Raw genomic sequence first — 22,589 nt, forward strand, 5'->3', positions numbered from 1 at the left:
CGATGAAGGAGTTTCACGGCAAGGTGGCCGTCATCACCGGCGCGGCCAGCGGCCTGGGGCGTGAATTCGCCAACGTGGCCGCGGGGCTGGGCATGAAGCTGGTCCTGGCCGATGTCCAAGCCAAGCCCCTCGAGCACGCGGCCGACGAGCTGCTGCATGGCGGGGCCGAGGTGCTGGCCATGGTCTGCGACGTCAGCAAGGGCGCCCACGTGCAGGAACTGGCCGACTCGGCCATCGCGCGCTTCGGCGCCGTGCACCTGGTGTTCAACAACGCCGGCGTCGGCTCGGGCGGCCTGATCTGGGAGAATTCGGAACAGGACTGGGAGTGGGTGCTGGGCGTGAATTTGTGGGGTGTGATCCACGGCGTGCGCGTGTTCACCCGCGTGATGCTCGAATGCGCGCAGAAGCATCCGGGCTTCGAAGGCCACATCGTCAACACGGCCTCGATGGCCGGGCTGCTCACCGCGCCGGCCCTGGGGGTCTACAACGTCTCCAAGCACGCGGTCGTGGCCTTGTCGGAGACGCTCTACCACGACCTCCAGCTGGTCGGGGCGCCCATCGGGACCTCGGTCCTGTGCCCGTATTTCGTGCCGACGGCAATTGCGCACTCGCACCGCAACCGGCCGGACGAGCTGCACAGCCAGGAATGCGTCACTGCGAGCCAGATGGCCGCGCAGGCCCTGACCGAGAAGGCGGTCGGTTCGGGCAAGGTGTCGGCGGCCGACGTGGCGCGCCTGACTTTCGACGGCATCCGCGAGGGCCGCTTCTACCTCTATTCGCACCCGCAGGCGCTGGGCGCGGTGGCTGAACGTTTCGAGGCGATCGTGAAGGCCGAGCCGCCGGCCGATCCGTATGCGGCGACGCCGCAAGTCTTGGAGATGCTCAGGACCGGCCTGCGGAGGCCTCACTAGCGCGCCAGGCCGATCGCCTTGCCGGGGCGAGCCGGCCTGGATGACTAGTGTCGGTACAAACTCGCTATCCAGTCGTCGAATTCGCGCGTCAACCCTGCCGGATTTGCGAGACGGGTTTGACGGGCTATCTCGTCGTAGTATTCGAGCTCATGCACAATGATTGGAAGCGCACGGGAAAACCGCCGTTCGATGACGCCGGACGCATGCAGGGCTTGAGCGATCCGGACGCAGGCATCCACGAAGTAAGCCGTGATTTCTTCTCCCACCTGTGTGCATCGATCGAAATCCGCCTCGTCATCCTCATCCGAATACCATAGCCCTTTTTTGGCCAGCACGTCTTCCAGCAATTGCCCGCCCTTGGTTCCCGGTTCACCGATGAACCTCAGTTCGTTCTGGAGCCAGAAAGCGAAGTTCCATGTCGCCTCTTCGGCACTGGATGCGAAGGGGATGCTTTCGCTCACTCGGGTTCGGGTGTTGTAGCCCAGCTGGAGCACAGGACGACGTGGATCATCATCGGCATCGAAAACGAAAAACGAGAGGACATAGTTATCCGGCGCGATGCGAGAGTCGATGTCGGCCAACGCAGTGCAGATCTCGTTGTAGGCGAATTTTTCGAATTCATTCATGGATGGTCGCTTTAATGCGAACGGCCGTCGTAGTGATGCACCGGGATGCTGTCCAGATCCAGGTTCTCCAGGCAGCGCAGGTTGATCGCCGCCATGGCATTGCCTTTCGGGTCGCTGCCCTCGCCGTAGGGATGGATGCCGCAGGTCGGGCAGAAGCGGTGCTTGATCACGTGCTTGTTGAACATGTAGGTGCTGGCTGCGTCCTCCGGCGTCAACAGCCGCAGTTTGTCGCGCGCCACGAACCAGAGCAGGGAGCCCTTGCGCGAGCAGATCGAGCAGTTACAGGCCAGCGCGCTGTCGATCTCGCCCTCGACTTCGAAGGCAACGGCGCCGCAATGGCAGCTTCCTTGGTAGTGCATGCTTCTCCTCCTGTGTGTTTGTGATTAACGGGCCCAGGCGAGCGCCTCGACGTAGCCGGCGCCGTCCGAAATGGTGTTGTGCCCAGCGCCCTCGATCATACGCACGGCGACCCGGTCTTGTGCGAAACGCCCCGCCAGGCGCCGGGTGCTGGCGGGCGGGATGACCTCGTCGTCCTGCGCCGCGATGATCAGGGTCGGCGCCTGCACCTTGGGGACATAGCGCCAGGATTCGTACTTGTCCTGCAGCAGCCAGCGCACAGGGAGCCAGGGGAACTGGGCTGCCGCGAGTTCGAGCAGGCTGTCGTAAGGGGTGATCAGCACCAGCTTGCTGACCGGGCGCAGGCTCGCCACCTGGATCGCGACGCCGCTGCCGAGGCTGCGCCCGACGAGGGCGATGTCCTGGTGTTCGGTCGCGGTCCTGTCGTACAAGGCAAGGGCATCACCCACCAGGGCCTTCTCGGAGGGAGTGCCGGAACTGCCTGCATAGCCGCGGTAGTGCAGCAGGTAGAGCGCGCGGTCCGGAAATGCCTGTGCAAGCTGCGGCAGGCTGGCCGACACGTCTTCGGCGTTGCCGCCCAGGTAGATCAAGGCTTTCGGGCCGGGCATGGCGCGTTGCGACACTTTCAGCAGCGCGTCCGGCGCCGCCAGCGTTGTCACCTGCGGCGCCTGCAGGGCGGCGCGCTGGGGTGGGAAGTAGATGAGCGAACGCTGCTTGAAAAAGAGCAGCGCGCAGATGCCGAGGTATCCGGCCAGGACCACGGACAATATCGCGGCCAAGGCCTTCACGCGGCCCGCCCACGGGGACAATCGGGTAAGGCGCGAATGCGTGTGGGCAGCATGGGCAGTCGGCGTGGTATGGAAGATGGTGCGAAGTATACCTGCATCCGCACCCCGCGATTCTCGCGGAAAGCCACGCCGACCGCCCCACCGGTCTTAGCGTGTGGCGCAGAAGCCGGCGTCGCTGTTGGTCGCGCCGGCCGCCAGGTCGCGGCTCCAGTCAGGACCCGAGATGGTCATGGTCGCCCCATCCATGCTGTGCTTGCCGTTCCAGAACGAGGTCACCGTACCCTGGATGTTCGGCACCTGCACCGTCCAGCCGATGGCCTTGACCGTGCTGGTATTGGCTACCGACACGCTGGCGCAGTAGCCGCTGGTCCAGTCGGCGGTGATCGCGAGCGTCGCCTTGAGCGAGCCGGCCGGCAGTTCGGGCGGCGTCTCCACCGGCTTGGCCGGGCGGGTGGCGCACAGGCCGATCTCGGTCGACTCGCCGGGGCGCAGCATCTTGTTCCAGTTCGCGCCTTTGACAGTGAGGACCTGGTTGGCCAGGGTGTAGCCGCCGTTCCACAGCGAAGTGACGGTGTCGGGGAACTGGCGCTCCACCGTCCATTCGCCTGCGGTGGCGCCGACGTTGCGCACGGTGAGCGTGCCGCAGTAGCCGCTGCCCCAGTCGTTGGAGGCCACCAGGGTGCTCTCGACGACCGGCGGCGCGGGCGGCGGCAGCGGGTTCGGGTTCGGGCCCGGCTCGGTCGCGTTGGGGTCGATGAAGGCTTTCTTGACGGCGGTGAGCAGCGGGTTGTCCACGCCGTCGGTGGTGCCGTAGTTGACCAGCCAGATGATGGTGCCGCCCGCGCCTTCGCCTTCGCGGGTGGATTGCGCCCACGCGCCCTTGGCGGCAATGGTCGCCGGCTCCTCGTAGCTCAGGTAGCCGGTAGTCCATTCCGGACGCGTGGACGGGGTATAGCCGCCCGGGTAGGTGCGGTAGCTGGTCTGCGTGGCCTCGTCCCAGGCGTAGATGCCCTTGTCCAGGTAGCCGTGCTTGTGCAGCTGGCGGTAGTTCCAGCGCACGTCGTAGACCGACCAGTTGGCCAGGTCGCCGTCGGTCACCTGGTCCGGACCGGTGTAGGGCGGCGCGTAGTGCATGCCGTAGAAGCCCAGGCCCATGCCGAGCTTGTTGCGCGGCACGCCGGCGTCGACGTATTTCTGGATGGTGCCGGCGATCGACATCGGACGCGCCGGGCTGTGGCCGGTCAGCGGTGCGAAGGTGGTGCTGTTCCAGCCCTGGCCGAACCAGCCCATGCCGTAGCTCATGAAGTTGTACTGGTCGACCATGGCGGCCACGCGCAGGCTGTGCGCGCTGACCTTGTCGATGTTCATGTTGAGCATGCCGGCCGGGAAGGTGATGATGACCGGCCTGTCCTGGTAGCGCGGGCGCGAATTCGCTTCCTTGCGCAGGTCGGCGATCAGGGCCTCCAGCAGGGCCTGCTCCTCGACGGCGCTGTCCTTGATGCCTTCCCAGTCGACGTCGATGCCGTCGTAGTCCTTGGCCACCATGTAGTCGACCAGGTTCTTCACGAAGGCGGGCCGCACTTCGGGGCGCGAAGAGGCGATGAAGCCCGCGTTGTCGCCTTCGCCGCCCAGCATGATCAGGGCCTTGATGCCGGCGTGGTGGGCGCGCTTGACCATGTATTCCTCGACCGTCAGGTCGTAGGAGGCGCCGGGACCGATGTCGCGGCGGTCGTGGGCGGTGCCGGCGCCGGGCACCACTTCGCCGGGCAGGCCCTTGGCGCCGCCGCCCGGACCGATGCGGGCGAACACCAGGTGGGTCATGGCCGTCATGTCGACGTGCTCGGGCGCCTGGTAGTCGCTGTTGTCCCAGAAGTAGCCGCCGTAGTAGCCGGTGACCCATTTGCCGCTTGGGTTGTCGGCAGCGAAGGCATGCCAGGGGGCGCTCATGGCCAGGGACAGCATCGACATCGCGGCCACGCGGCTGAACTTGATATGCATTGCATTCTCCTTTTGATTATTACCACAAGGAAACATGCTAGCAGCCGAGGCAAGTCCAAAGATGTCACCAAAGTGTAATGCCCCCACCCCTGGGGGGAGCGGCGCGGCCCCGTCAGCGGGGCGGTTCATGCAGGGTAAATTCTTTCGGACTGGCGGGCGGCGAATGTGCTTGCCTGGCTTGATTCCATGGCAAGATTGCGCGCCTCCTTCAATTGTACCGAGCATGTCACTATCCATTGCATTCCCCACCGCGCTACCCGAGTCCCCGCGTTTTCTCAGACTGCTGCGCACTGCCGCCGCGCTGTGCTGCCTGTGGGCGGGCGCTGCCGTGGCCTGCAATCCGGCCGAGACCGCGGCCGGCGTCGACGAGGGCTTCGATGCGGAGCGCCTGTGCCAGGTGCTGACCGAGTTCCAGGCGGGCGACGCCAACCTGCACGGGCTGGTGATCCAGCGCCGCGGCAGGCTGGTCGCGGAGCGCTACCGGACCGGCAAGGACCGCTCGGTGTACTCCCTGTTCCCGCGCACGGTCGAATTCGACGCCGCCAACCGCCACGACCTGCGCTCGGTCAGCAAATCGGTGGTGGGCCTGCTGTGGGGAATCGCCCAGGCCGAGGGCAGGACGCCGCCGCTCCACGCCCGCGTGCTGGACCTGTTTCCGGAACTGGCGCAATACAAGCGGGAAGGGCGCGAGGCGATCACGGTCGAGCACCTGCTGAGCATGACCAGCGGACTGGAATGGAAGGAACCCTACCAGTACGGGCTCGGTAACGACGAACTGGCGCTGTACTGGCGCGCCTCGCAGGAGAAAGTGGTGCTGGCGCGGCCCATGCTGCATGCGGCCGGCACGCACTTTCACTATACCGGCGGCGCCACGGCGATCCTGGCCAGGTTGCTGGCGCAGGGCGCGGGCATGCCGCTGCCGGACTATGCGCGCGAGCGCCTGTTCGCGCCGCTGGGGATCACGGACTGGGAATGGATGTCCGACCTGCGCGGCCGCCCGCTGGCCTTCGCCGGCCTGCGCATGCGCCCTTATGATCTTGCGAAAATCGGCCAGCTGGTTCTGCAGCGCGGCGCCTGGAACGGACGGCAGATCGTGCCCGCGGAATGGATCGACGCCTCGCTGCGCCCGCACGCGGACATCGGCGACGGCCGCCACTACGGCTACCAGTGGTGGCTGGGAACGACCAGGACGCTCGGCACGGAACAGCGCTGGGCGGCGGCCTTCGGCAATGGCGGCCAGCGGCTGTTCCTGGTGCCGGGGCTGGACCTGGTGGTGGTCCTCACTGCCGGCATGTACGACGACGATGGCGGCGTGGTGAAGGTGAACCGGCTGCTGCAGCAGATCGCCGGCGCCGTGGTCCGCTAGACGCCGCGCTAAGCCGTCTCGCGCGCCTGCGGCTGGACCACGCGTTCGTGCAGCTCCGGCGGCGCGTCGCGGTACAGCTTGACGACGGTCGAGGTCCGGGTGCCGTAGCCTTCGGACTCGATGCACACCGGCGACAGCATGCGTTCGACCTCGAGCGGCACGCCGGTCTCCGGCAGGCGCAGGTCGGGCGCGCGCGTGGTGTCGGCCAGCATTTCGAAGTAGGCGTCCTCGGGCGCCCCCTGGCACAGCAGGCTCGCGAATTGCGCCTTGGTGCGCAGCACCTTGGGCCAGGGCGCGTCCAGCAGGCCGTTCGAGATGCCGTAGATGCGGCCCGGCTCCAGCGGCTGGCCGTTGCGCGGGTCGGCGTGGCCGCGGTTCGAGTACCAGTACAAGGCTTCGTGGTCGCCAAGCACCAGGTTATAGCCGTTGTAATCGTCCGCGCGGGCCGCGATGCGCGCCACGTAATCGGCCGCGCTGATGTCGTCCTTCAGGAAGTCGGCCACCAGGGCGCCGCGCGTCGGCGCATCGAGGCGCCGTTCGCTGGGCGCGCGGATGTTGGTGAGGGCCGCGAAGCGCGGACCGCCGGGGCCCGACAGCGAAACGCCCATCCAGCTGCCGCCGCCCTGCAGGTCGCGCCCCGCGATCACGTGCGGATGCTCGGGCCAGGGCGCGGCCGGCATCGCCGGGCGGTCGTAGAATTCGTCGCGGTTGGCGGCCGCGATCACCGGCACGCCGGGGACGACGTGCCAGGCAAAGACTATCAAGCACATGGCGCTAGATCCGTGAATACTTCCGCCCGGCGCGGGCCTTCGATGATCGCGTGCAGGCCGGCGGCATCGGCGGCGCGTTCCAGCGCCGCGGCGAAACCTTCCCCGACCCCGGGATAGACTTCCATCCAGGTCTGCAGGCCATCCCTGGCGTCGGGACGGCGCTTGAGCTGCACTTGCACGCCTTCGCCGTCGGCGAGGCGCTGTTGCATCGCCCGTACCAGCGGGGCGAGGCGGGCGGCGTCGTGTTCGCGCACCTTGTAGTAGACGTACAGGTCGACCATCGTCAGTCGTCGACGGCGTCGAGGCTGTAGGGCAGGGGCGCAAAGGCCAGGCGCGGACCCGCGCTCGAGCCCAGGCGCACTTCCTCGTCCAGCGCGGCCAGCTTGATCTCGACCAGCACGTCGGCTCCGCCGCTGCCGTTCGGCGCCGCATTCACGACCATGCCGCAAGGCTGGTCCGGATCGGCGAGGGAGAATACCTCGTCGCCGGGACGGGCGGCCGCATTCTCGACGCTGGCCAGGGCCGCGCGGCGCTTGATCTTGCCAAGATACTTGGTGCGTGCGACGATCTCCTGGCCGGGATAGCAGCCTTTCTTGAAATTCACGCCGCCCAGCAGCTCGAAATTGACCATCTGCGGCACGAACTGTTCCTGCGTCGCGGCGGTCACCTGGGGCGAGCCGGCGTGGATCGCCGCCAGCTGCCAGGCCTGGTTGCCGCCCAGCGCCAGTTCGTCCTTGAGGGCGGTCAGCGCGGCGAGGCCTGTGTCGCTCGTCGCCAGCCACAGGTAGCGTGGCATGCCGAAGGCATCGTGCAGCCGGAGCACCGTGCCCGCTTCGCCGCTGACCTTGGTCATGGGCGCAGTGGGCAGGGTAGCGACGTGGCGGCGCAGCGCCGCTTCGGCTTTGGCGCCGCCCAGGCCGAGGACCGCCTGGAACGGCGCTTCGTCGGTGGCGTCGCGCAGCTTGGCCTTGGCGCGCAGCACGAACATGCTGAGGCGCTTTTGCAGCGGGGGCTGGATCGCACGCGGCAACTGCAGGTAGACCGCGTCCTGGTCGCGCCACATCAGGAAGGTGGCCTGCAGGCGGCCCTTGGGCGTGCAGAAACCGGCCAGGCGGGCGTCGCCCTGGCCGAGGTGCTCGACGTCGTTGGTGAGCTGGCCGTGCAGGAAGGTCGCGGCATCGTCGCCGGCGACGGCGATGAGACCGAGATCGGTCACGGGGGCGACGAAGCCGGCGGCCAGGTCGGCAGCCGTCAATACACGGCCGAAATCCTCGACCTGGTTCGCCTCGTCGACGTGAAAGCGGGCGCCGAGCGCAGAAAGTTGTTCAGTCCAGTGACTCATAAATCGAATATGATCTTGCAATTAGGCTTTATCATTACGGGCTCATTATAAAGATGTCGAGAAAATCGCGCCGGACACGGCGCAATACCAAGCAAAACCCCATGGCTCTGATTAAAAAACTCCTCGTCGCCAGCGTTGTCGTGGCGATCGCCGCGGTCGGCAGTTTCTCCTGGTGGGCCAAGCAGCCCCTGACCACGGCAGGACCGGCGATCGAATTCACGGTCAACCCGGGCAGTGGCGCGGCGGCCGCCGCGCAGCAGATCGCCAGCGCCGGCGTTCCGCTCAACCGCTACCTGTTCGCGCTGCTGGCCCGCGTGACCGGCCAGGCCGCCAAGATCAAGGCCGGCAGCTATGAACTGAAACCGGACACCTCGCCGCGCCAGCTGCTGTCGCAACTGGTGCGCGGCGAATTCGCCCAGGAAGCGATCACCATCATCGAAGGCTGGAGCTTCCGCCAGATGCGCCAGGCCCTGGCCGCCCACGAGCGCCTGAAGCACGATACGGTCAAGCTGTCGGACCAGGAACTGATGGCCAAGATCTCGACCGAATACAAGGATCCCGAAGGCCTGTTCTTCCCGGACACCTACCTGTTCGCCAAGGGCTCGTCCGAGCTCGAGATCTACAAGAAGGCGCACCAGGCGATGCTGAGCCACCTGAAGGCGGCCTGGGAAAAACGCGACCAGAACCTGCCCTACAAGACGCCCTACGAGGCCCTGATCATGGCCTCGATCGTGGAAAAGGAAACGGGCCAGAAGAGCGAACGCGGCATGATCGCCGGCGTGTTCGTGAACCGCCTGCGCACCGGCATGCTGCTGCAGACCGATCCGACCGTCATCTACGGCATGGGCGAGCGTTTCGATGGCCAGATCCGCAAGAAGGACCTGGAAACCGACACGCCTTACAATACCTATACGCGCGGCGGCCTGCCGCCGACCCCGATCGCGCTGCCGGGCATCCAGTCGCTGAACGCGGCGCTGGCGCCGGAGAAGACGCCGGCCCTGTATTTCGTGTCGCGCGGGGACGGCACCAGCCAGTTCTCCGACAACCTGCTGGACCACAACCGCGCGGTCAACCAGTATCAGCGAAAGATCACCCGATGAGCGAAGGTAGTACGTTGCGCGGAAAGTTCATCAGTTTCGAAGGCATTGACGGCGCCGGGAAGTCCACCCACATCGGCTTCGTCACCGACTTCTTGCGCGCGCGCGGCAAGAACGTGGTCTCCTCGCGCGAGCCGGGCGGTACGCCGCTGGGCGAAAAGCTGCGCGAATTGCTGTTGCACGAGAAGATGCACCTGGAAACCGAGGCGCTGCTGATGTTCGCCAGCCGCCGCGAGCACATTGCCCAGGTCATCGCGCCCCAGATGGCGCTCGGAAACTGGGTGCTGTCGGACCGTTTCACCGACGCCAGCTTCGCCTACCAGAGCGGCGGGCGCGGCCTGGCGCGCGACAAGATGGAAGCGCTGGAGCACTGGGTTCATCCCGATTTGCAGCCCGACCTGACCTTGCTGTTCGACGTGCCGCTCGCCGTGGCGCGCGAGCGCCTGGACGCCACCCGCACCCTCGACAAGTTCGAGCGCGAGCAGGCCGGCTTCTTCGAGAAATGCCGCAACGAGTACCTGCGCCGCGCGGCCGAGTTCCCGGAGCGGATCGTGGTGATCGATTCGACCCGCTCGATCGAAGACACCCGCGTGCGTTTATCGGAAGTACTGGAGAAATTGTTGTGACGATGTATCCGTGGCAGGAAGCCGCGTGGGCGCAGCTGCAGCAGATGCGCGCCCGCATGCCGCATGCCATCCTGTTCCATGGCCCGGCCGGCACCGGCAAGGCCGATTTCCTGGAAACCTTTGCTCAGGCCCTGCTGTGCGAGAACGTGCAGCCGGACGGCCACGCCTGCGGCGTGTGCGCTTCCTGCGGCTGGTTCGTGCAGCACAATCATCCGGACTACCGCCGGGTGCGCCCGGAGGCCTTCGAGGACGAAGCGCCGGAGGGCGAGGAGGGCGCGGAGGGCGAGCGCAAGGCCAAGTCCGCCAAGCCGTCCAAGGAAATCAAGATCGAGCAGATCCGCGCGCTGGCCGATTTCATGAACATCTCGACCCACCGCCAGGGCTTGCGGGTGGTGGTGCTGTATCCGGCCGAAGCGCTCAACATGCCGGCCTCGAACGCCCTGCTCAAGACCCTGGAAGAGCCGCCGCCCGGCACCGTCTTCCTGCTGGCCTCGAACAGCCTGGACCGCCTGCTGCCGACGATCCTGTCGCGCTGCCGCAAGTTCGCCCTGCCCATGCCTTCGCATGAGGAAGCCCTGGCCTGGCTCAAGGCCCAGGGCGTGGCGGACGCCGACAGCTGGCTGCGCGAGCAGGGCGGCGCGCCGCTGGCCGCGCTGGCCGAAAGCGAGGGCGGCAGCCGCGAGGAACTGGAAGCGCTGCTGCATTTCCTGGCCCAGCCGTCCAGGGATGGTGCGCTGCGCGCCGCCGAGCGCCTGTCCAAGGGCGAGCTGCCCGCCCTGGTGGCCTGGCTGCAGCGCTGGCTGTACGATGTGTTCGCCTTCAAGCTGTCCGGCCAGATCCGCTATTATCCCCGCCATGAGCGCGAGCTTGCGGCCCTGGCGGCCAAGGTGCACACTGCGAGCCTGATGCGCGCGATCAAGGCGACCAACGAGCGCCGCGCGGTGGCCGAGCACCCGCTGTCGGCAAAATTGTTTGTCGAAGACATGTTGCTTGAGTACACTTCGTGCTGCAGCTGATGCAATGAGAGGATACCGATGAGCGCCACCCCGACAGACCCGAACGCAGCGCAAGCGCCGCGGCCGTCCGTGCTGTCCCTGGCCATCAAGGAAAAGGCGGCCCTGTACGCCGCCTACATGCCTTTCCTCAAGAACGGCGGCATGTTCGTGCCGACCAACAAGCCGTACAAGATCGGCGACGAGATCTACCTGATCCTGTCGCTGATGGACGACCCGAACAAATACCCGATCGCCGGCAAGGTGGCCTGGATCACCCCGGCGGGCGCGAACAACAACAAGGCGCAGGGCATCGGCGTGCACTTCCCGGCGGACGAGTCCGGGCAGCGCGCCAAGCTGCGCATCGAAGAAATCCTCGGCGCGGCCCTGCGTTCGTCGCGCGCGACCCATACCCTGTAACCGAGTTTCCAACCCACTTCCTGCTGTATGCCGTCCTACGTCCACCGCCTCGCTACGCGCGACGACCTGCCGGTCATCGTCGATATCTATAACTCCACCATCGCTTCGCGCGAAGTCACCGCCGATACCGAACCGATCACCGTGCAATCGCGCGAGCAATGGTTTGCGGACCACACGCCGGATCGCCGGCCGCTGTGGGTGATCCACGCCGCGGACGACAGCAGCGACAAGCCCGAAGTGCTGGGGTGGTTGTCGTATTCGAACTTCTACGGCCGTCCGGCCTACTCGGGCACCGCCGAGGTGTCGATCTATATCGCCGAGAAGGCGCGCGGCAAGGGCATTGGCCGCTATTGCCTGGAGCTGGCGATGGCGTTTGCGCCGGAAGTGAAGGTGCACACCCTGCTGGGCTTTATCTTCGGCCACAATGTGCCGAGCCTGGCGCTGTTCCGCAAGTACGGTTTCGATACCTGGGCCAATTTCCCGCGCGTGGCGAACCTGGACGGCATCGAACGCGACCTGGTCATCCTGGGCAAGCGCGTCGCCTGAATAACGGTCTAGCCGCAGCTCGATTAAAATGGCGGGATGTTCATCGATTCCCATTGCCACATTAATTTCCCGGAGCTGGCTGCCCGGATGCCCGAGATCATGGCCAAGATGGCCGAGAACAAGGTGACGCATGCGCTGTGCGTCTCGGTCGACCTGCCGGATTTCCCCCAGGTGCTCGCCCTGGCCGAGCAATATCCGCACATCTACGCCTCGGTCGGCGTCCATCCCGACTACGAGGACACGCCCGAGCCGACGGTGCTGCAGCTGGTCGAGCTGGCCGATCATCCCAAGATCGTCGCCATCGGCGAGACCGGTCTCGACTACTACCGCCTCGAGGGCGACCTGGAATGGCAGCGCGAGCGCTTCCGCACCCACATCCGCGCTTCGCGCGAGACCCGCAAGCCGCTGATCATCCACACCCGCGCCGCCAGTGCCGACACCATACGCATCATGCAGGAAGAGGGCGCCGGAACCGACCAGGGCGGCGTGGCAGGCGTCATGCATTGCTTCACCGAGTCGCTGGAAGTCGCCCAGGCCGCCATGGCCCAGGGCTTTTATATTTCGTTCTCGGGTATCGTGACCTTCAAGAGCGCCAAGGAATTGCAGGAGGTCGCCAGGGCCGTGCCGCTCGAGCGCATGCTGATCGAGACCGATTCGCCCTACCTGGCCCCGGTGCCTTTCCGCGGCAAGATGAACGAGCCGGGCTATGTCGCCCACGTGGCCGAGTTCATCGCCACCCTGAAGGGCGTCTCGCTGCGCGACGTGGCCCAGCAGACCACCGAGAACTTCTTCAAGCTGTTCCAGACCGCGAGGAACTGAACCATGTCCACCACCCGCCGCTCCATCGTCCTTGCCGGCCTGCTCGCAGGCTTCCTGTCCGCCGCCCAGGCGGTGCCGCCGCCGACCCCGGAACAGGTGACGTCCTTTTTCCGGGCGGTCCAGACCGACGACGCCTCGACGGTGCGCAAGATGGTGGGCGCCACGGTCAACGCCAACGAGCGCAACCCGGTCGGCGGCGATACCGCGCTGGTGCTGGCGGTGCGCGAGGATGCGAAAAACGTGTTCCAGGCCCTGCTGGAACACCCCGGGACCGATCTCGAGGCTACGGCCGCGAACGGCAACACGGCCTTGATGATGGCCGCCTTCAAGCGCAACAAGGAGGCCGTCAACGCGCTGCTGGCCAAGGGCGCGAAGGTGAACCGCGCCGGCTGGACGCCGCTGCACTATGCGGCGGCGGCGGGCGATGTGGAAATTACCGGCCTGCTGGCCGAGCGCGGCGCCAAGCTCGACGCATTGTCGCCGCGCCAGAGCGGCGCCTACACGCCGCTGATGATGGCGGCGCGCGAGGGCCACGATGCGACCGCGCAGCTGCTGCTCAAGCGCGGGGCGAAGCCGGGCCTGAAGAACACCGAAGGCCTGACGGCCGCCCAGATCGCCGAGCGGGCAGGGCACACGGGGCTGGCCCAGGCCATTTCGGGCACTAAGCCCTGATGATTTAACGTTTCCGCCGAGAACTAGGGGTGAAAGACCCCGCAGCTCGGCCCTTCGGCGGCATGCCTGCTTGTCCATAATGTCCTTACGGTCCACTCCGGACATCACGACAATCGGGAACATCATGCTGAACGAACGCGAAATCGAAAGCTGCTACCTGGGGCAGTTCATCCCCGTCCACTACCATCACAACATGCTGATGGACCAGAACCGGATGCACAGCTTCAAGTCCGCCATCCACTACGCGGTCTTCCCGGGCGCGCGCGTCCTGGAACTGGGCGGCGGCACCGGCGTGCTGTCCTTCTTCGCGGCCCAGCAGGCGAGCAAGGTCTACTGCGTCGAATACAACCCCGACATGGTGCGCGAGGCGCGCAAATTCCTGGCGATCAATCCGAACGGCCACAAGGTCGAGGTGATCCACGCGGACGCCTTCGACTACCTGCCGCCGGAACCGGTGGATGTCGTGATCTGCGAGATGATCCACGTGGGCATGCTGCGCGAGAAGCAGGTCGAGGTGATCGAGTCCTTCAAGCGCCGCTACCTGGCAAAATTCGGCGGTCCGCTGCCGGTGTTCCTGCCCGAGGCCGTGATCATGGCGGCCCAGCCGATCCAGCAGGAATACGATTTCGAAGGTTTCCATGCGCCGATCGTGCAGTTCCAGGAGACCGGCGTCGTGTATCCGGGCACCGTGGAACTGGGCCAGCCGGCGGTGTACAGCATCATCGACTTCCAGACCCCGGTCGATACCCATATCGGCTTCGAAGGCTCGGTGCTGATCGAGCAGGCGGGCACGCTCAATGCGATGCGCTTCATTACCAAGAACGTGCTGGCGGTGGTGCAGGAGCAGTCGACCACGATCGACTGGCTGAACCACTACATGACCTTGCCGCTGGCCAGGCCGATGGCGGTCGAGGCGGGGGATTTGCTGCGCGTGAGCTTCCATTACCGGGCGGGCGGGTCGATTCCGTCGCTGCAGGCGTCGATCGAGGCGCAGGTGGTGAATCGCGAGGTGGCGGAGAGGGTGGCGGAGTTTGCTTGATTGATGATGGGCGGGCGCATGCGGCCATCGGTAGCCGTGCGGTGTGCGACGAACTTGGGTCCCGGCCTGCGCCGGGACGACGGTCTTGGGGCGAGCGGCCCGTTGAAGCACTGCGGTCCGCAGCCCTGGCACGTCGTCCCGGCGAAGGCCGGGGCCCAAGTTTTTGGCAAACCACTAACACCTCCGCACCAGTTACCCCCGAAATTCCCCCATTCACCCCGATTTTTCGACCCTCTATCGCAAGCCAGTTGAGCCCAGCCTCGTAAATACTTACGCTGTCCATGCTGTCCCTTTCGACATGGAGCGAACAATGCTGAGTTTCCTGCTGTGGCTGGTCCTGCTGTTCCTGTGCTGGCCGATCGCGCTGCTGGCCCTGGTGCTGTATCCGCTCGTCTGGCTCCTGCTGCTGCCGTTCCGGCTGCTCGGCATCGGTGTCGAAGCCGTGTTCGAACTGCTGCGCGCCATCGTGCTGCTGCCGGCCCGGGTGCTCGGCTATTCGCCCGGCCGCTGATCAGCTGCTCGGCTGAGTGTGGGCCAATTAACAGACGACCGGGCCTCGATCTTCTACTGTGGAACCGCCCGCTGTCATCCGGACAGCGGGTTTTGACAAGAGGACAACACTATGCGCCTGGATATTTACCGCAGAGCAGAACGAGACGGGAAGTACTCGTACCTGGCAGTACCCGAAGCCAAGAATATTCCTGAAGAAGCCACCAACACCGACTGGGAGATCGAAACCCGCGCCTACGAGGTCGATGATGGCGCCAGCCAGTTGCCGGATTTTGATATCGAGAACCTGAGCGGCCAGATCGCCGAAAAAGGTTATGCGATGACGTCCGTGCTGCATTAAGCCGCGTATAGACTTCGCGCCCGGCAAGCCGGGCCAAGACAGCACGCCGGAACCCGCGCGCAGCCCGCGTAGCGACCGGATTCCGGCGTGGTATGTTGCCTCTGAGATACGGCCTGACCCGCCCGGTCAGGAAGCCGTTATGGTATCCTGCGTCCTTGATCAAGCAAGCCAGCCGCAACCCGGCTGAGATGGAGGACGTGATGAAGTGGGCAGTGGTTGGTTTTTATTTCCTCTCGATCCTGCACATCCATTTCCGCGGACGGGTACGCCTGCCTTTCCGTCGCCAGCTGTTCGACCATTCGTCGTTCATGGCGCCGATCAACATCTTCATGCATAAGTTCTCGCGGGTGCCGGCCACGCCCTACATTCCGCTGAGCGAATTCCCCGAACTGCAGCGCCTGCAGGACAACTGGCAGGTCATCCGCGCCGAAGCCGAAAACCTGCTCGCCCTCAAGAAGATCAAGGCCGCCGAACAGAACGACGATGCCGGCTTCAACTCCTTCTTCAAGAACGGCTGGAAGCGCTTCTACCTCAAGTGGTACGACGCCAGCCACCCCTCGGCCGAGCGCCTGTGCCCGCAGACCTATGCGCTGCTGCAGTCGATCCCTTCGGTCAAGGCCGCGATGTTCGCCGAGCTGCCGCCAGGCGGCAAGCTGAACCCGCACCGCGATCCCTATGCCGGCTCGATGCGCTACCACCTGGGCCTGGCGACCCCGAACGACGACCGCTGCTTCATCGAAGTCGACGGCGAACGCCACAGCTGGCGCGACGGCGAGGGCGTCGTCTTCGACGAGACTTTCATCCACTGGGCCATCAACGGCAGCGAGAGCGACCGCGTGATCCTGTTCTGCGACGTCGAGCGTCCGATGCGCTTCCGCTGGATGCAGGGCGTCAACCGCTGGCTCGGCCGCACACTGATGACCGCCGCCGCCTCGCCCAACGAGACCGGCGACCAGGTCGGCCTGGTCAGCAAGCTGTTCCGCATTTCCTTCTATGCCGGCCAGTACCGCCGCCGCTTCAAGGCCTGGAACAAGACCGCCTACAACCTGACCCGCATTGCCCTGGTCGTCGGCCTGGCCGCGCTGATCTACTGGATCTGAGTCCCTTTACCCGGCGCGCATAATCTGCGCCGCGGCAGTAGCATCCAGGCAACTCCTCGCTATACTTGCGGGTCTTTGACCCGCGCGAGGAGCCGCCTTGGAACACGAAAGCCACCATCACCACCATCCCCACGGCACCGGTGTCCGCTGGCTCGACGTCACGCTGGCGGTCGCCGCCGCGATCGTGTCGCTCGTCTCATTGTGGCTGGGCCTGCACTCGGCGCACTCGATGGAAAAGCTGGTCGCTGCCAACAGCTACCCCTATCTCGAACTGATGCGTTCGACCTCCACGATGCCGTCCGAAGAAAAGAAGAGCTTTCGCCGGATGGTCTCGTATGAAATGCAGAATAATGGCGTTGGCCCGGCACGGATCGAGTGGGTCCAGTTCTTCTTCAAGGGGCAGCCGGTCGCCGACCTGAGCGCGCTCGGCCAGGCCTGCTGCGCTGGCGCGGGCGGCAACTTCAATGGCATGAACATGCGTGGCGGGGTCGACGATTCGCTGGTTCGTCCCGGCGGATCGCTGGTGATGTTCAGCTGGCCGGAGCCGGATGAGTCGAACCCACGCTTCGACGCGCTGCACCGCCAGATGAAGGACATCACCTATTCGGCTTGCTATTGCTCGGTGTTCGACGAGTGCTATGTCCGCAAAGCCTCGGGAGGCAAGCCGCAGCCGGTCGAGCAGTGCACGGCCCCCGGCGTCACCTTCCAGCCGAGGACCGTCCAGCAAGGCTGACCGGCGTCGGCCGTCCGCCTCCTTCGGATGAGCCAAGCGTGCTGCGGCGGCGCGGCCATTGGCCGTATGCTATGGGCTGAGGCAGCCCATCCACCATCAGAACGGAGGCAGGACAATGGCAAAGGTACTGGTACTGTATTACTCGACCTACGGGCATATCGAAACCATGGCCAACGCGGTCGCCGAAGGGGCGCGCGCGGCCGGCGCCACGGTCGACGTGAAGCGCGTGCCCGAGACGGTCCCCGATGACATCGCCACCAAGGCCCACTTCAAGCTGCAACAGGCCGCGCCCATCGCCAGGGTGGAGGAGCTGGAGCACTACGACGCGATCATCGTCGGGGCGCCCACCCGCTATGGCCGCATGGTGGGCCAGATGGCGTCCTTCCTCGACCAGACCGGCGGCCTGTGGGCGCGCGGCGCGCTCAACGGCAAGGTGGGCGGCGCCTTCACCTCGACCGCGACCCAGCACGGCGGCCAGGAAGCGACCCTGTTCTCGATCATCACCAACCTGCTGCACTTCGGGATGACCATCGTCGGCCTGCCGTACAGCTACCAGGGCCAGATGTCGCTCGACGAGATCGTCGGCGGCAGCCCCTACGGCGCCACGACGATCGCCGGCGGCAAAGGGGAACGCCAGCCCAGCGAGATCGACCTCGGCGGCGCCCGTCACCAGGGCGAACTGATCGCGAAGACCGCCATCAAGCTGTTCGGCTGAACGGCCGCAAGGAAAACGAAGCCCCGCCGGCAAGGCGGGGCGAACTTTGGTATTGTCGTTGTCTCAATCACTACGATGTGCGACGACCACCATGACCGATCTGTCTGCCTTCCCCATCGCCGCCAAATGGCCGGCCCAGCATCCCGAGCGCCTGCAGCTGTACTCGCTGCCCACGCCCAACGGCGTCAAGGTGTCGATCATGCTGGAGGAAACCGGGCTGCCCTATGAGCCGCACAAGGTCAGCTTCGAGACCAACGACCAGCTCTCGCCGGCCTTCCTGTCACTGAACCCGAACAACAAGATCCCGGCGATCGTCGATCCCGACGGACCTGGCGGCAGGCCGCTGCCGCTGTTCGAATCGGGCGCCATCCTGATCTACCTGGCGGAGAAGGCCGGCAAGTTCCTGCCTGCCGATCCGGCCGCGCGCTACCAGGTGATCCAGTGGGTGATGTTCCAGATGGGCGGCGTCGGCCCGATGTTCGGCCAGCTCGGCTTCTTCCACAAGTTCGCCGGCCGGGAGTATGAAGACAAGCGGCCGCGCGACCGTTACGTCAACGAATCGAAACGCCTGCTCGGCGTGCTCGAAAGCCAGCTGGCGAAGCATGCGTGGATCGCAGGGGAGGAGTACACGATCGCGGACATCGCGACCTTCCCGTGGGTGAACAACCTGGTCGGCTTCTACGATGCCGGCGAGCTGGTCGGCTTCAAGGACTTCCCGCATCTGAACGCCGCGCTGGAGCGCTTCCGCGCGCGTCCGGCGGTGGCCAGGGGCTTGAAGATCCCGGGTTGACAGGCGGGGGGGGGGGGGGGGCGCCCCCCGGGGGGGGGCGGGGGGGGGGCGGGGGGGGGGGGGGGCCCCCCGGGGGGGGGGGCCCCCCCCCGGGGGGGGGGCCCCCCCCCCCCCCCGCCCCCCCCCCGCCCTGCTCCCGCCTTGCTGCCTGGTTCAGGAACGCTTGTAGATATCCTCGAAGCGGACAATGTCGTCCTCGCCGAGGTAGCTACCCGACTGCACCTCGATGATGTGCAGCGGCAGCTTGCCCGGGTTCTCCAGGCGGTGGTTCATGCCGATCGGGATGTAGGTCGATTCGTTCTCGGACAGCAGGCTCACCTTGTCGCCGCAGGTCACGCGCGCGGTGCCCGACACCACGACCCAGTGCTCGGCGCGGTGGTGATGCATCTGCAGCGAGAGCTTCTCGCCGGGCTTGACCGTGATGCGCTTGACCTGGAAACGGTCGCCCGCATCGATGCCTTCGTAGTAGCCCCAGGGACGGTAGACGCGGGTATGGTGCAGGTGTTCCGTGCGCGACTTGGCCTTGAGGTGATCGACCACCTGCTTGACGCGCTGCACCTGGTCCTTGTGCGCGACCAGCACCGCGTCCTGGGTCTCGACCACGACCAGGTCCTCGACGCCGACCACGGCCACGATGCGGCTCTCGGCGCGCACCAGCGAATTCTTCACGCCGTCCAGGTAGACGTCGCCGCGCTGGGCATTGCCCTGCTCATCCTTGGACTGGACTTCCCACAGCGCCGACCACGAACCGACGTCGTTCCAGCCGATATCGGCCGGCACCACGGCGGCGTCGCGGGTATGCTCCATCACCGCGTAGTCGATCGAATCCGACGGGCAGGCCGAGAAACTCGCTTCGTCCAGGCGGCAGAAGTCCAGGTCGCGGTAGGCCGACTGCATGGCCTGGGCGGCGGAGGCCGCGATCGAGGGCGCATGCTGCTGCAGTTCCGCCAGGTAGCGATCGGCCTGGAACATGAACATGCCGCTGTTCCAGTAATAGCCGCCCTCGGCCAGGAAACCCTGGGCCGTTTCCAGGTCGGGCTTCTCGACGAAGCGCGCCACCTTGAAGCATTCGCCGCAATTGGCGACCTGCTCGCCGCGGCGGATATAGCCGTAGCCCGTCTCCGGCGTCTTCGGCACGATGCCAAAGGTGGCCAGCGCGCCCTGTCCCACCAGGGTGATGGCGCGCTCGACGGCGTCGCGGAAGGCGGCGTTGTTCTCGATCACGTGATCGGCCGGCAGCACCAGCATGACGGCTTCCGGATCGATGGCTTTCAGGTGGTGGGCGGCCGCGGCCACCGCGGGGGCAGTATTGCGGCCGACTGGCTCGAGCAGGATGCCGAGCGGCGTAATGCCGATCTGGCGCAGCTGCTCGGCCACCATGAAGCGGTGGTCGTTACCGCAGACCACCAGGGGCGCCATCACTCCGGGCCAGTTCGCCACGCGTAATGCGGTGTCCTGCAGCATGGTCTTGTCGCCCACCAGCGGCAGCAGCTGCTTGGGCAGCACGGCGCGCGAGAGCGGCCACAGACGGGTGCCGGCGCCGCCGGAGAGGATGACTGGATAGATTTTCATGCGCTTACTTTCTCAAACTCGTTATTGTTATTGCCGGCAAAGTCCTTGCGCCGCGAACGGCGGCGGTCGCGTGCATTCAGCCACTCCTCGGAGGAGTAATCGGACGCGTGCTTCATTTCGCCCTGGCGGTCGACGCTGTAATCCTTGAAGACGATCATTTCATGCAAGCTCACGTCGTGCAACACCCGTGTGTATTCGAACAACACGCTGCGCACGATTTCGGCGCCTTCGCAAATGTGGCTGCCGTGGCCGATCCAGGTCGGTCCGACGATGCGTGCGCCGGCCTCGATCTTGACGCCGGAACCGATGTACACGGGGCCTTCGATGGTCGTGTCTTCCCAGTCGATGCTGGAATTGAGGCCGACCCATACGCCCGGCTTGATCTGGATGCCCGGCACGTCCATGTGGTTGACCTCGCCGGTCAGGACGGTCTGCAGCACTTCCCAGTAGTCGCTCATGGTGCCGATGTCGAGCCAGTTGAAGGGGCGGCCCTGGGCGTAGAACGGCAGGCCGCGCTCGGCCAGCAGCGGGAACAGCTGGGAGCCGATGTCGAATTCGACGCCCGACGGAATCAGGTCGATCACTTCCGGCTCGAAGATATAGATGCCGGTGGAGATGAAATTCGACTTGGCGACTTCCTGGCTCGGCTTTTCCTGGAACTCGACGATGCGGCCCTGCTCGTCGGTGACGACCACGCCGTACGAGGACACCTTATCCCAAGGCACTTCCTTGGTGATGACGGTGGCCATGGCGCCCTTGCGGCGGTGCTCCAGCAGGGCCGCCTTGAGGTCGAGGTCGATCAGCGCGTCGCCGCACAGCACGATGGTGGTGTCGTCGAAGAAGCCGCCGAATTCCTGGATCTTCTTCATGCCGCCGGCCGAACCGATCGGTTCCGGCACGACTTCGCCGTCGTCCTTGGTATAGCCTTCGAAGGAGTAGCCGATCTGGACTCCGAACTGTTCGCCTTCGCCGAAGTATTCTTCGATCTTGTCGTGCAGCCAGCTGACGTTGACCATGATTTCGGTCACGCCGTGCTTCTTGAGGTGCTCGACCAGGTAGGCCATCACGGGTTTGCCCAGCAGGGGGATCATGGGTTTAGGCAGGTCATAGGTCAGCGGGCGTACACGCGTGCCCTTGCCTGCAGCGAGAATCATGGCTTTCATTAGACCGTCCTTGAGATTATTTGGCTGTGGTTTGGTAGCGCCAGACGTCGGCGCACATTTGAGCGACATCACGTTCCGCCGTCCAGCCCAGTTCTTCGCGGGCGTGGGACGGATCGGCATAGCATTTGGCCACGTCGCCCGGGCGGCGGTCGACGATCTGGTAAGGCACCGGGCGGCCGCTGGCGGCCTCGAAGGCCTTGATCATTTCCAGCACGCTGTTGCCGCGCCCGGTACCGAGGTTGTAGGTGAGGATGCCCGGGCCCTTGCCCAGGCGGTCCAGCGTCTTGACGTGGCCGATCGCCAGGTCGACCACGTGGATGTAGTCGCGCAGGCCGGTGCCGTCCGGGGTGTCGTAGTCGCCGCCGAAGACCGAGAGCTTTTCGCGCTGGCCGTTGGCGACCTGGGCGATGTAGGGCACCAGGTTGTTCGGGATGCCGGAAGGCTCTTCGCCGATCAGGCCGCTTTCGTGGGCGCCGACCGGGTTGAAGTAGCGCAGCAGCGCGATGCGCCAGTCCGGCTCGGCCTTGGAAAGGTCGCGCAGGATGTCTTCGATCATCAGCTTGCTGCGGCCGTAGGGATTGGTGGCCGACAGCGGGAAGTCCTCGCGGATCGGCACCGAGGCCGGGTCGCCGTACACCGTGGCCGACGAGGAGAACACCAGCTTCTTGACGCCGAACTTGGCCATGGTCTCGAACAGCACCACGCTGCCCGACACGTTGTTGTCGTAGTAGCGCAGCGGCTGGGCCACCGATTCGCCGACCGCCTTCAAGCCGGCGAAGTGGATCACGGCGTCGACCTTGTGGGCGGCGAAGGCCGCCTCCATCGCGGCGCGGTCGCGGATGTCGGCCTCGACCAGGTCGAAAGGCTTGCCCGTGATTTTCTGCACGCGATCCTGCACCGAAGCCTGGGCGTTCGACAGGTTATCGACCACGACCACCTCGTGCCCGGCGTTCTGCAGTTCGACGACGGTGTGCGATCCAATGTAGCCTACGCCGCCAGTAACCAGAATCTTCATGTCTTTCGCTCTCTATCTATGTTATTGACCGGGGCCGCGTCCGGCGGTGCTCCGGTGGTGATGGCTGGCGAGCCAGCCTTCCTCGTCGTTCTTGTCATCCAGCGGCTTCTGCGGCCGCGGTCTTGCTGCCAGCCGGCTTTCCGTGGCCGCCTCATCCCAGTTTCGTATGACTTTTCATGGTTGGCCCAGGCACGTCATTCCGGCGGAGGCCGGAATCCAAGTTTGCATGCGCGATCGAGACGCTTGACTTGGGCCCCGGCCAAGGGGGACGCCGAGTCCCGG

Annotated in this window: 26 protein-coding genes; 16 read left to right on the forward strand and 10 right to left on the reverse strand. The window is 65.6% G+C overall.

From position 1 onward, the window contains the following. Positions 1 to 2 precede the first annotated feature (2 nt). Entirely contained in the window at positions 3 to 911 is a 909-nt protein-coding gene (locus J8847_RS00770; protein ID WP_211522767.1) for an SDR family oxidoreductase, read from the forward strand. Positions 912 to 955: 44 nt separating this feature from the next. Here J8847_RS00770 and J8847_RS00775 read toward each other — a convergent pair whose 3' ends face one another. The 4 genes from J8847_RS00775 to J8847_RS00790 all read right to left on the reverse strand — a co-directional run bounded on the left by J8847_RS00775 (position 956) and on the right by J8847_RS00790 (position 4,680). Then, entirely contained in the window at positions 956 to 1,537 is a 582-nt protein-coding gene (locus J8847_RS00775; protein ID WP_211522768.1) for a hypothetical protein, read from the reverse strand. 11 nt (positions 1,538 to 1,548) lie between these two features. Continuing rightward, positions 1,549 to 1,896, reverse strand: coding sequence for a GFA family protein (locus tag J8847_RS00780; protein WP_211522769.1), 348 nt, complete (start codon positions 1,894 to 1,896; stop codon positions 1,549 to 1,551). Between the two features lie 24 nt (positions 1,897 to 1,920). Next, the gene (locus J8847_RS00785) at positions 1,921 to 2,655 is read right to left on the reverse strand and encodes an alpha/beta hydrolase (RefSeq protein ID WP_373999802.1); all 735 of its coding nucleotides are present in this window, start codon (positions 2,653 to 2,655) and stop codon (positions 1,921 to 1,923) included. 174 nt (positions 2,656 to 2,829) lie between these two features. Continuing rightward, positions 2,830 to 4,680: a glycosyl hydrolase family 18 protein gene (locus J8847_RS00790; protein WP_211522771.1), complete on the reverse strand. Its 1,851-nt coding sequence runs from the start codon at positions 4,678 to 4,680 to the stop codon at positions 2,830 to 2,832. A 223-nt stretch (positions 4,681 to 4,903) separates the two neighbouring features. On the opposite strand from J8847_RS00790, the gene J8847_RS00795 reads away from it, so the two are divergent. Next, the gene (locus J8847_RS00795) at positions 4,904 to 6,046 is read left to right on the forward strand and encodes a serine hydrolase (RefSeq protein ID WP_229429971.1); all 1,143 of its coding nucleotides are present in this window, start codon (positions 4,904 to 4,906) and stop codon (positions 6,044 to 6,046) included. A gap of 8 nt (positions 6,047 to 6,054) precedes the next feature. On the opposite strand, the gene J8847_RS00800 is transcribed toward J8847_RS00795, so the two are convergent. Genes J8847_RS00800 through J8847_RS00810 form a run of 3 tightly spaced genes read right to left on the reverse strand, consistent with a single transcriptional unit; the run spans position 6,055 to position 8,158 of the window. Then, the gene (locus J8847_RS00800) at positions 6,055 to 6,816 is read right to left on the reverse strand and encodes an NRDE family protein (protein WP_211522773.1); all 762 of its coding nucleotides are present in this window, start codon (positions 6,814 to 6,816) and stop codon (positions 6,055 to 6,057) included. Further along, positions 6,807 to 7,097, reverse strand: coding sequence for a DUF4936 family protein (locus J8847_RS00805; protein ID WP_211522774.1), 291 nt, complete (start codon positions 7,095 to 7,097; stop codon positions 6,807 to 6,809). Before J8847_RS00805 ends, J8847_RS00800 begins: the two co-directional genes overlap by 10 nt. A gap of 2 nt (positions 7,098 to 7,099) precedes the next feature. After that, on the reverse strand, positions 7,100 to 8,158 hold the full coding sequence (locus tag J8847_RS00810; RefSeq protein ID WP_211522775.1) for a folate-binding protein YgfZ: 1,059 nt from the start codon (positions 8,156 to 8,158) through the stop codon (positions 7,100 to 7,102). 101 nt (positions 8,159 to 8,259) lie between these two features. Between J8847_RS00810 and mltG the strand changes: the two genes are divergently transcribed. The 14 genes from mltG (at position 8,260) to J8847_RS00880 (ending at position 18,557) form a co-directional block, all read left to right on the forward strand. Further along, positions 8,260 to 9,258: an endolytic transglycosylase MltG gene (mltG, locus tag J8847_RS00815; RefSeq protein ID WP_211522776.1), complete on the forward strand. Its 999-nt coding sequence runs from the start codon at positions 8,260 to 8,262 to the stop codon at positions 9,256 to 9,258. Further along, complete coding sequence (gene tmk / locus J8847_RS00820; protein ID WP_211522777.1) at positions 9,255 to 9,881, forward strand: dTMP kinase; 627 nt, start codon at positions 9,255 to 9,257, stop codon at positions 9,879 to 9,881. Before mltG ends, tmk begins: the two co-directional genes overlap by 4 nt. A gap of 2 nt (positions 9,882 to 9,883) precedes the next feature. Continuing rightward, a complete protein-coding gene (locus J8847_RS00825) occupies positions 9,884 to 10,897 on the forward strand; it encodes a DNA polymerase III subunit delta' (RefSeq protein ID WP_229429972.1) in 1,014 nt (337 codons plus the stop codon). A gap of 18 nt (positions 10,898 to 10,915) precedes the next feature. After that, the gene (locus J8847_RS00830; protein WP_211522778.1) at positions 10,916 to 11,293 is read left to right on the forward strand and encodes a PilZ domain-containing protein; all 378 of its coding nucleotides are present in this window, start codon (positions 10,916 to 10,918) and stop codon (positions 11,291 to 11,293) included. Between the two features lie 27 nt (positions 11,294 to 11,320). Beyond that, positions 11,321 to 11,839, forward strand: a complete 519-nt coding sequence (locus tag J8847_RS00835; RefSeq protein ID WP_211522779.1) for a GNAT family N-acetyltransferase — start codon at positions 11,321 to 11,323, stop codon at positions 11,837 to 11,839. 36 nt (positions 11,840 to 11,875) lie between these two features. Next, positions 11,876 to 12,658 carry a TatD family hydrolase gene (locus J8847_RS00840; RefSeq protein WP_211522780.1) on the forward strand — a complete coding sequence of 261 codons (783 nt, stop codon included), beginning with the start codon at positions 11,876 to 11,878 and terminating at the stop codon, positions 12,656 to 12,658. A 3-nt stretch (positions 12,659 to 12,661) separates the two neighbouring features. Further along, entirely contained in the window at positions 12,662 to 13,330 is a 669-nt protein-coding gene (locus tag J8847_RS00845; protein ID WP_211522781.1) for an ankyrin repeat domain-containing protein, read from the forward strand. A gap of 124 nt (positions 13,331 to 13,454) precedes the next feature. Then, positions 13,455 to 14,369, forward strand: a complete 915-nt coding sequence (locus J8847_RS00850) for a methyltransferase domain-containing protein (RefSeq protein WP_211522782.1) — start codon at positions 13,455 to 13,457, stop codon at positions 14,367 to 14,369. A 310-nt stretch (positions 14,370 to 14,679) separates the two neighbouring features. Next, complete coding sequence (locus tag J8847_RS00855) at positions 14,680 to 14,880, forward strand: hypothetical protein (protein ID WP_211522783.1); 201 nt, start codon at positions 14,680 to 14,682, stop codon at positions 14,878 to 14,880. A 111-nt stretch (positions 14,881 to 14,991) separates the two neighbouring features. Beyond that, positions 14,992 to 15,219, forward strand: a complete 228-nt coding sequence (locus tag J8847_RS00860) for a DUF6139 family protein (protein WP_211522784.1) — start codon at positions 14,992 to 14,994, stop codon at positions 15,217 to 15,219. A gap of 200 nt (positions 15,220 to 15,419) precedes the next feature. Then, complete coding sequence (gene lpxO / locus J8847_RS00865) at positions 15,420 to 16,319, forward strand: lipid A hydroxylase LpxO (protein WP_211522785.1); 900 nt, start codon at positions 15,420 to 15,422, stop codon at positions 16,317 to 16,319. 97 nt (positions 16,320 to 16,416) lie between these two features. Continuing rightward, positions 16,417 to 17,052 (forward strand): hypothetical protein, encoded by a 636-nt coding sequence (locus tag J8847_RS00870; protein WP_211522786.1) that lies wholly within the window; start codon positions 16,417 to 16,419, stop codon positions 17,050 to 17,052. A gap of 115 nt (positions 17,053 to 17,167) precedes the next feature. Next, positions 17,168 to 17,767 carry an NAD(P)H:quinone oxidoreductase gene (wrbA, locus tag J8847_RS00875; protein WP_211522787.1) on the forward strand — a complete coding sequence of 200 codons (600 nt, stop codon included), beginning with the start codon at positions 17,168 to 17,170 and terminating at the stop codon, positions 17,765 to 17,767. A gap of 91 nt (positions 17,768 to 17,858) precedes the next feature. Next, complete coding sequence (locus J8847_RS00880; RefSeq protein ID WP_211522788.1) at positions 17,859 to 18,557, forward strand: glutathione binding-like protein; 699 nt, start codon at positions 17,859 to 17,861, stop codon at positions 18,555 to 18,557. A gap of 153 nt (positions 18,558 to 18,710) precedes the next feature. Here the strand turns inward: J8847_RS00880 and J8847_RS00885 are convergent, their stop codons facing one another. Genes J8847_RS00885 through galE form a run of 3 tightly spaced genes read right to left on the reverse strand, consistent with a single transcriptional unit; the run spans position 18,711 to position 22,307 of the window. Next, positions 18,711 to 20,129 carry a mannose-1-phosphate guanylyltransferase/mannose-6-phosphate isomerase gene (locus J8847_RS00885; RefSeq protein ID WP_211522789.1) on the reverse strand — a complete coding sequence of 473 codons (1,419 nt, stop codon included), beginning with the start codon at positions 20,127 to 20,129 and terminating at the stop codon, positions 18,711 to 18,713. Further along, positions 20,126 to 21,292, reverse strand: a complete 1,167-nt coding sequence (locus J8847_RS00890) for a sugar phosphate nucleotidyltransferase (RefSeq protein WP_211522790.1) — start codon at positions 21,290 to 21,292, stop codon at positions 20,126 to 20,128. Before J8847_RS00890 ends, J8847_RS00885 begins: the two co-directional genes overlap by 4 nt. Positions 21,293 to 21,308: 16 nt before the next feature. Further along, positions 21,309 to 22,307: a UDP-glucose 4-epimerase GalE gene (galE, locus tag J8847_RS00895; RefSeq protein ID WP_211522791.1), complete on the reverse strand. Its 999-nt coding sequence runs from the start codon at positions 22,305 to 22,307 to the stop codon at positions 21,309 to 21,311. Between the last annotated feature and the right edge of the window lie 282 nt (positions 22,308 to 22,589).

It is taken from the genome of Massilia sp. AB1, assembly GCF_018119385.1.
In the GTDB taxonomy this organism is placed as follows: domain Bacteria; phylum Pseudomonadota; class Gammaproteobacteria; order Burkholderiales; family Burkholderiaceae_D; genus Telluria.

What these genes read in the sequence shown, in the direction of transcription:
- J8847_RS00770 (WP_211522767.1), top strand. Translation starts at nt 3, where the DNA reads ATGAAGGAGTTTCACGGCAAGGTGGCCGTCATCACCGGCGCGGCCAGC.
- J8847_RS00775 (WP_211522768.1), bottom strand. Translation starts at nt 1,537, where the DNA reads ATGAATGAATTCGAAAAATTCGCCTACAACGAGATCTGCACTGCGTTG.
- J8847_RS00780 (WP_211522769.1), bottom strand. Translation starts at nt 1,896, where the DNA reads ATGCACTACCAAGGAAGCTGCCATTGCGGCGCCGTTGCCTTCGAAGTC.
- J8847_RS00790 (WP_211522771.1), bottom strand. Translation starts at nt 4,680, where the DNA reads ATGCATATCAAGTTCAGCCGCGTGGCCGCGATGTCGATGCTGTCCCTG.
- J8847_RS00795 (WP_229429971.1), top strand. Translation starts at nt 4,904, where the DNA reads ATGTCACTATCCATTGCATTCCCCACCGCGCTACCCGAGTCCCCGCGT.
- J8847_RS00800 (WP_211522773.1), bottom strand. Translation starts at nt 6,816, where the DNA reads ATGTGCTTGATAGTCTTTGCCTGGCACGTCGTCCCCGGCGTGCCGGTG.
- J8847_RS00805 (WP_211522774.1), bottom strand. Translation starts at nt 7,097, where the DNA reads ATGGTCGACCTGTACGTCTACTACAAGGTGCGCGAACACGACGCCGCC.
- J8847_RS00810 (WP_211522775.1), bottom strand. Translation starts at nt 8,158, where the DNA reads ATGAGTCACTGGACTGAACAACTTTCTGCGCTCGGCGCCCGCTTTCAC.
- mltG (WP_211522776.1), top strand. Translation starts at nt 8,260, where the DNA reads ATGGCTCTGATTAAAAAACTCCTCGTCGCCAGCGTTGTCGTGGCGATC.
- tmk (WP_211522777.1), top strand. Translation starts at nt 9,255, where the DNA reads ATGAGCGAAGGTAGTACGTTGCGCGGAAAGTTCATCAGTTTCGAAGGC.
- J8847_RS00825 (WP_229429972.1), top strand. Translation starts at nt 9,884, where the DNA reads ATGTATCCGTGGCAGGAAGCCGCGTGGGCGCAGCTGCAGCAGATGCGC.
- J8847_RS00830 (WP_211522778.1), top strand. Translation starts at nt 10,916, where the DNA reads ATGAGCGCCACCCCGACAGACCCGAACGCAGCGCAAGCGCCGCGGCCG.
- J8847_RS00835 (WP_211522779.1), top strand. Translation starts at nt 11,321, where the DNA reads ATGCCGTCCTACGTCCACCGCCTCGCTACGCGCGACGACCTGCCGGTC.
- J8847_RS00840 (WP_211522780.1), top strand. Translation starts at nt 11,876, where the DNA reads ATGTTCATCGATTCCCATTGCCACATTAATTTCCCGGAGCTGGCTGCC.
- J8847_RS00845 (WP_211522781.1), top strand. Translation starts at nt 12,662, where the DNA reads ATGTCCACCACCCGCCGCTCCATCGTCCTTGCCGGCCTGCTCGCAGGC.
- J8847_RS00850 (WP_211522782.1), top strand. Translation starts at nt 13,455, where the DNA reads ATGCTGAACGAACGCGAAATCGAAAGCTGCTACCTGGGGCAGTTCATC.
- J8847_RS00855 (WP_211522783.1), top strand. Translation starts at nt 14,680, where the DNA reads ATGCTGAGTTTCCTGCTGTGGCTGGTCCTGCTGTTCCTGTGCTGGCCG.
- J8847_RS00860 (WP_211522784.1), top strand. Translation starts at nt 14,992, where the DNA reads ATGCGCCTGGATATTTACCGCAGAGCAGAACGAGACGGGAAGTACTCG.
- lpxO (WP_211522785.1), top strand. Translation starts at nt 15,420, where the DNA reads ATGAAGTGGGCAGTGGTTGGTTTTTATTTCCTCTCGATCCTGCACATC.
- wrbA (WP_211522787.1), top strand. Translation starts at nt 17,168, where the DNA reads ATGGCAAAGGTACTGGTACTGTATTACTCGACCTACGGGCATATCGAA.
- J8847_RS00880 (WP_211522788.1), top strand. Translation starts at nt 17,859, where the DNA reads ATGACCGATCTGTCTGCCTTCCCCATCGCCGCCAAATGGCCGGCCCAG.
- J8847_RS00885 (WP_211522789.1), bottom strand. Translation starts at nt 20,129, where the DNA reads ATGAAAATCTATCCAGTCATCCTCTCCGGCGGCGCCGGCACCCGTCTG.
- J8847_RS00890 (WP_211522790.1), bottom strand. Translation starts at nt 21,292, where the DNA reads ATGAAAGCCATGATTCTCGCTGCAGGCAAGGGCACGCGTGTACGCCCG.
- galE (WP_211522791.1), bottom strand. Translation starts at nt 22,307, where the DNA reads ATGAAGATTCTGGTTACTGGCGGCGTAGGCTACATTGGATCGCACACC.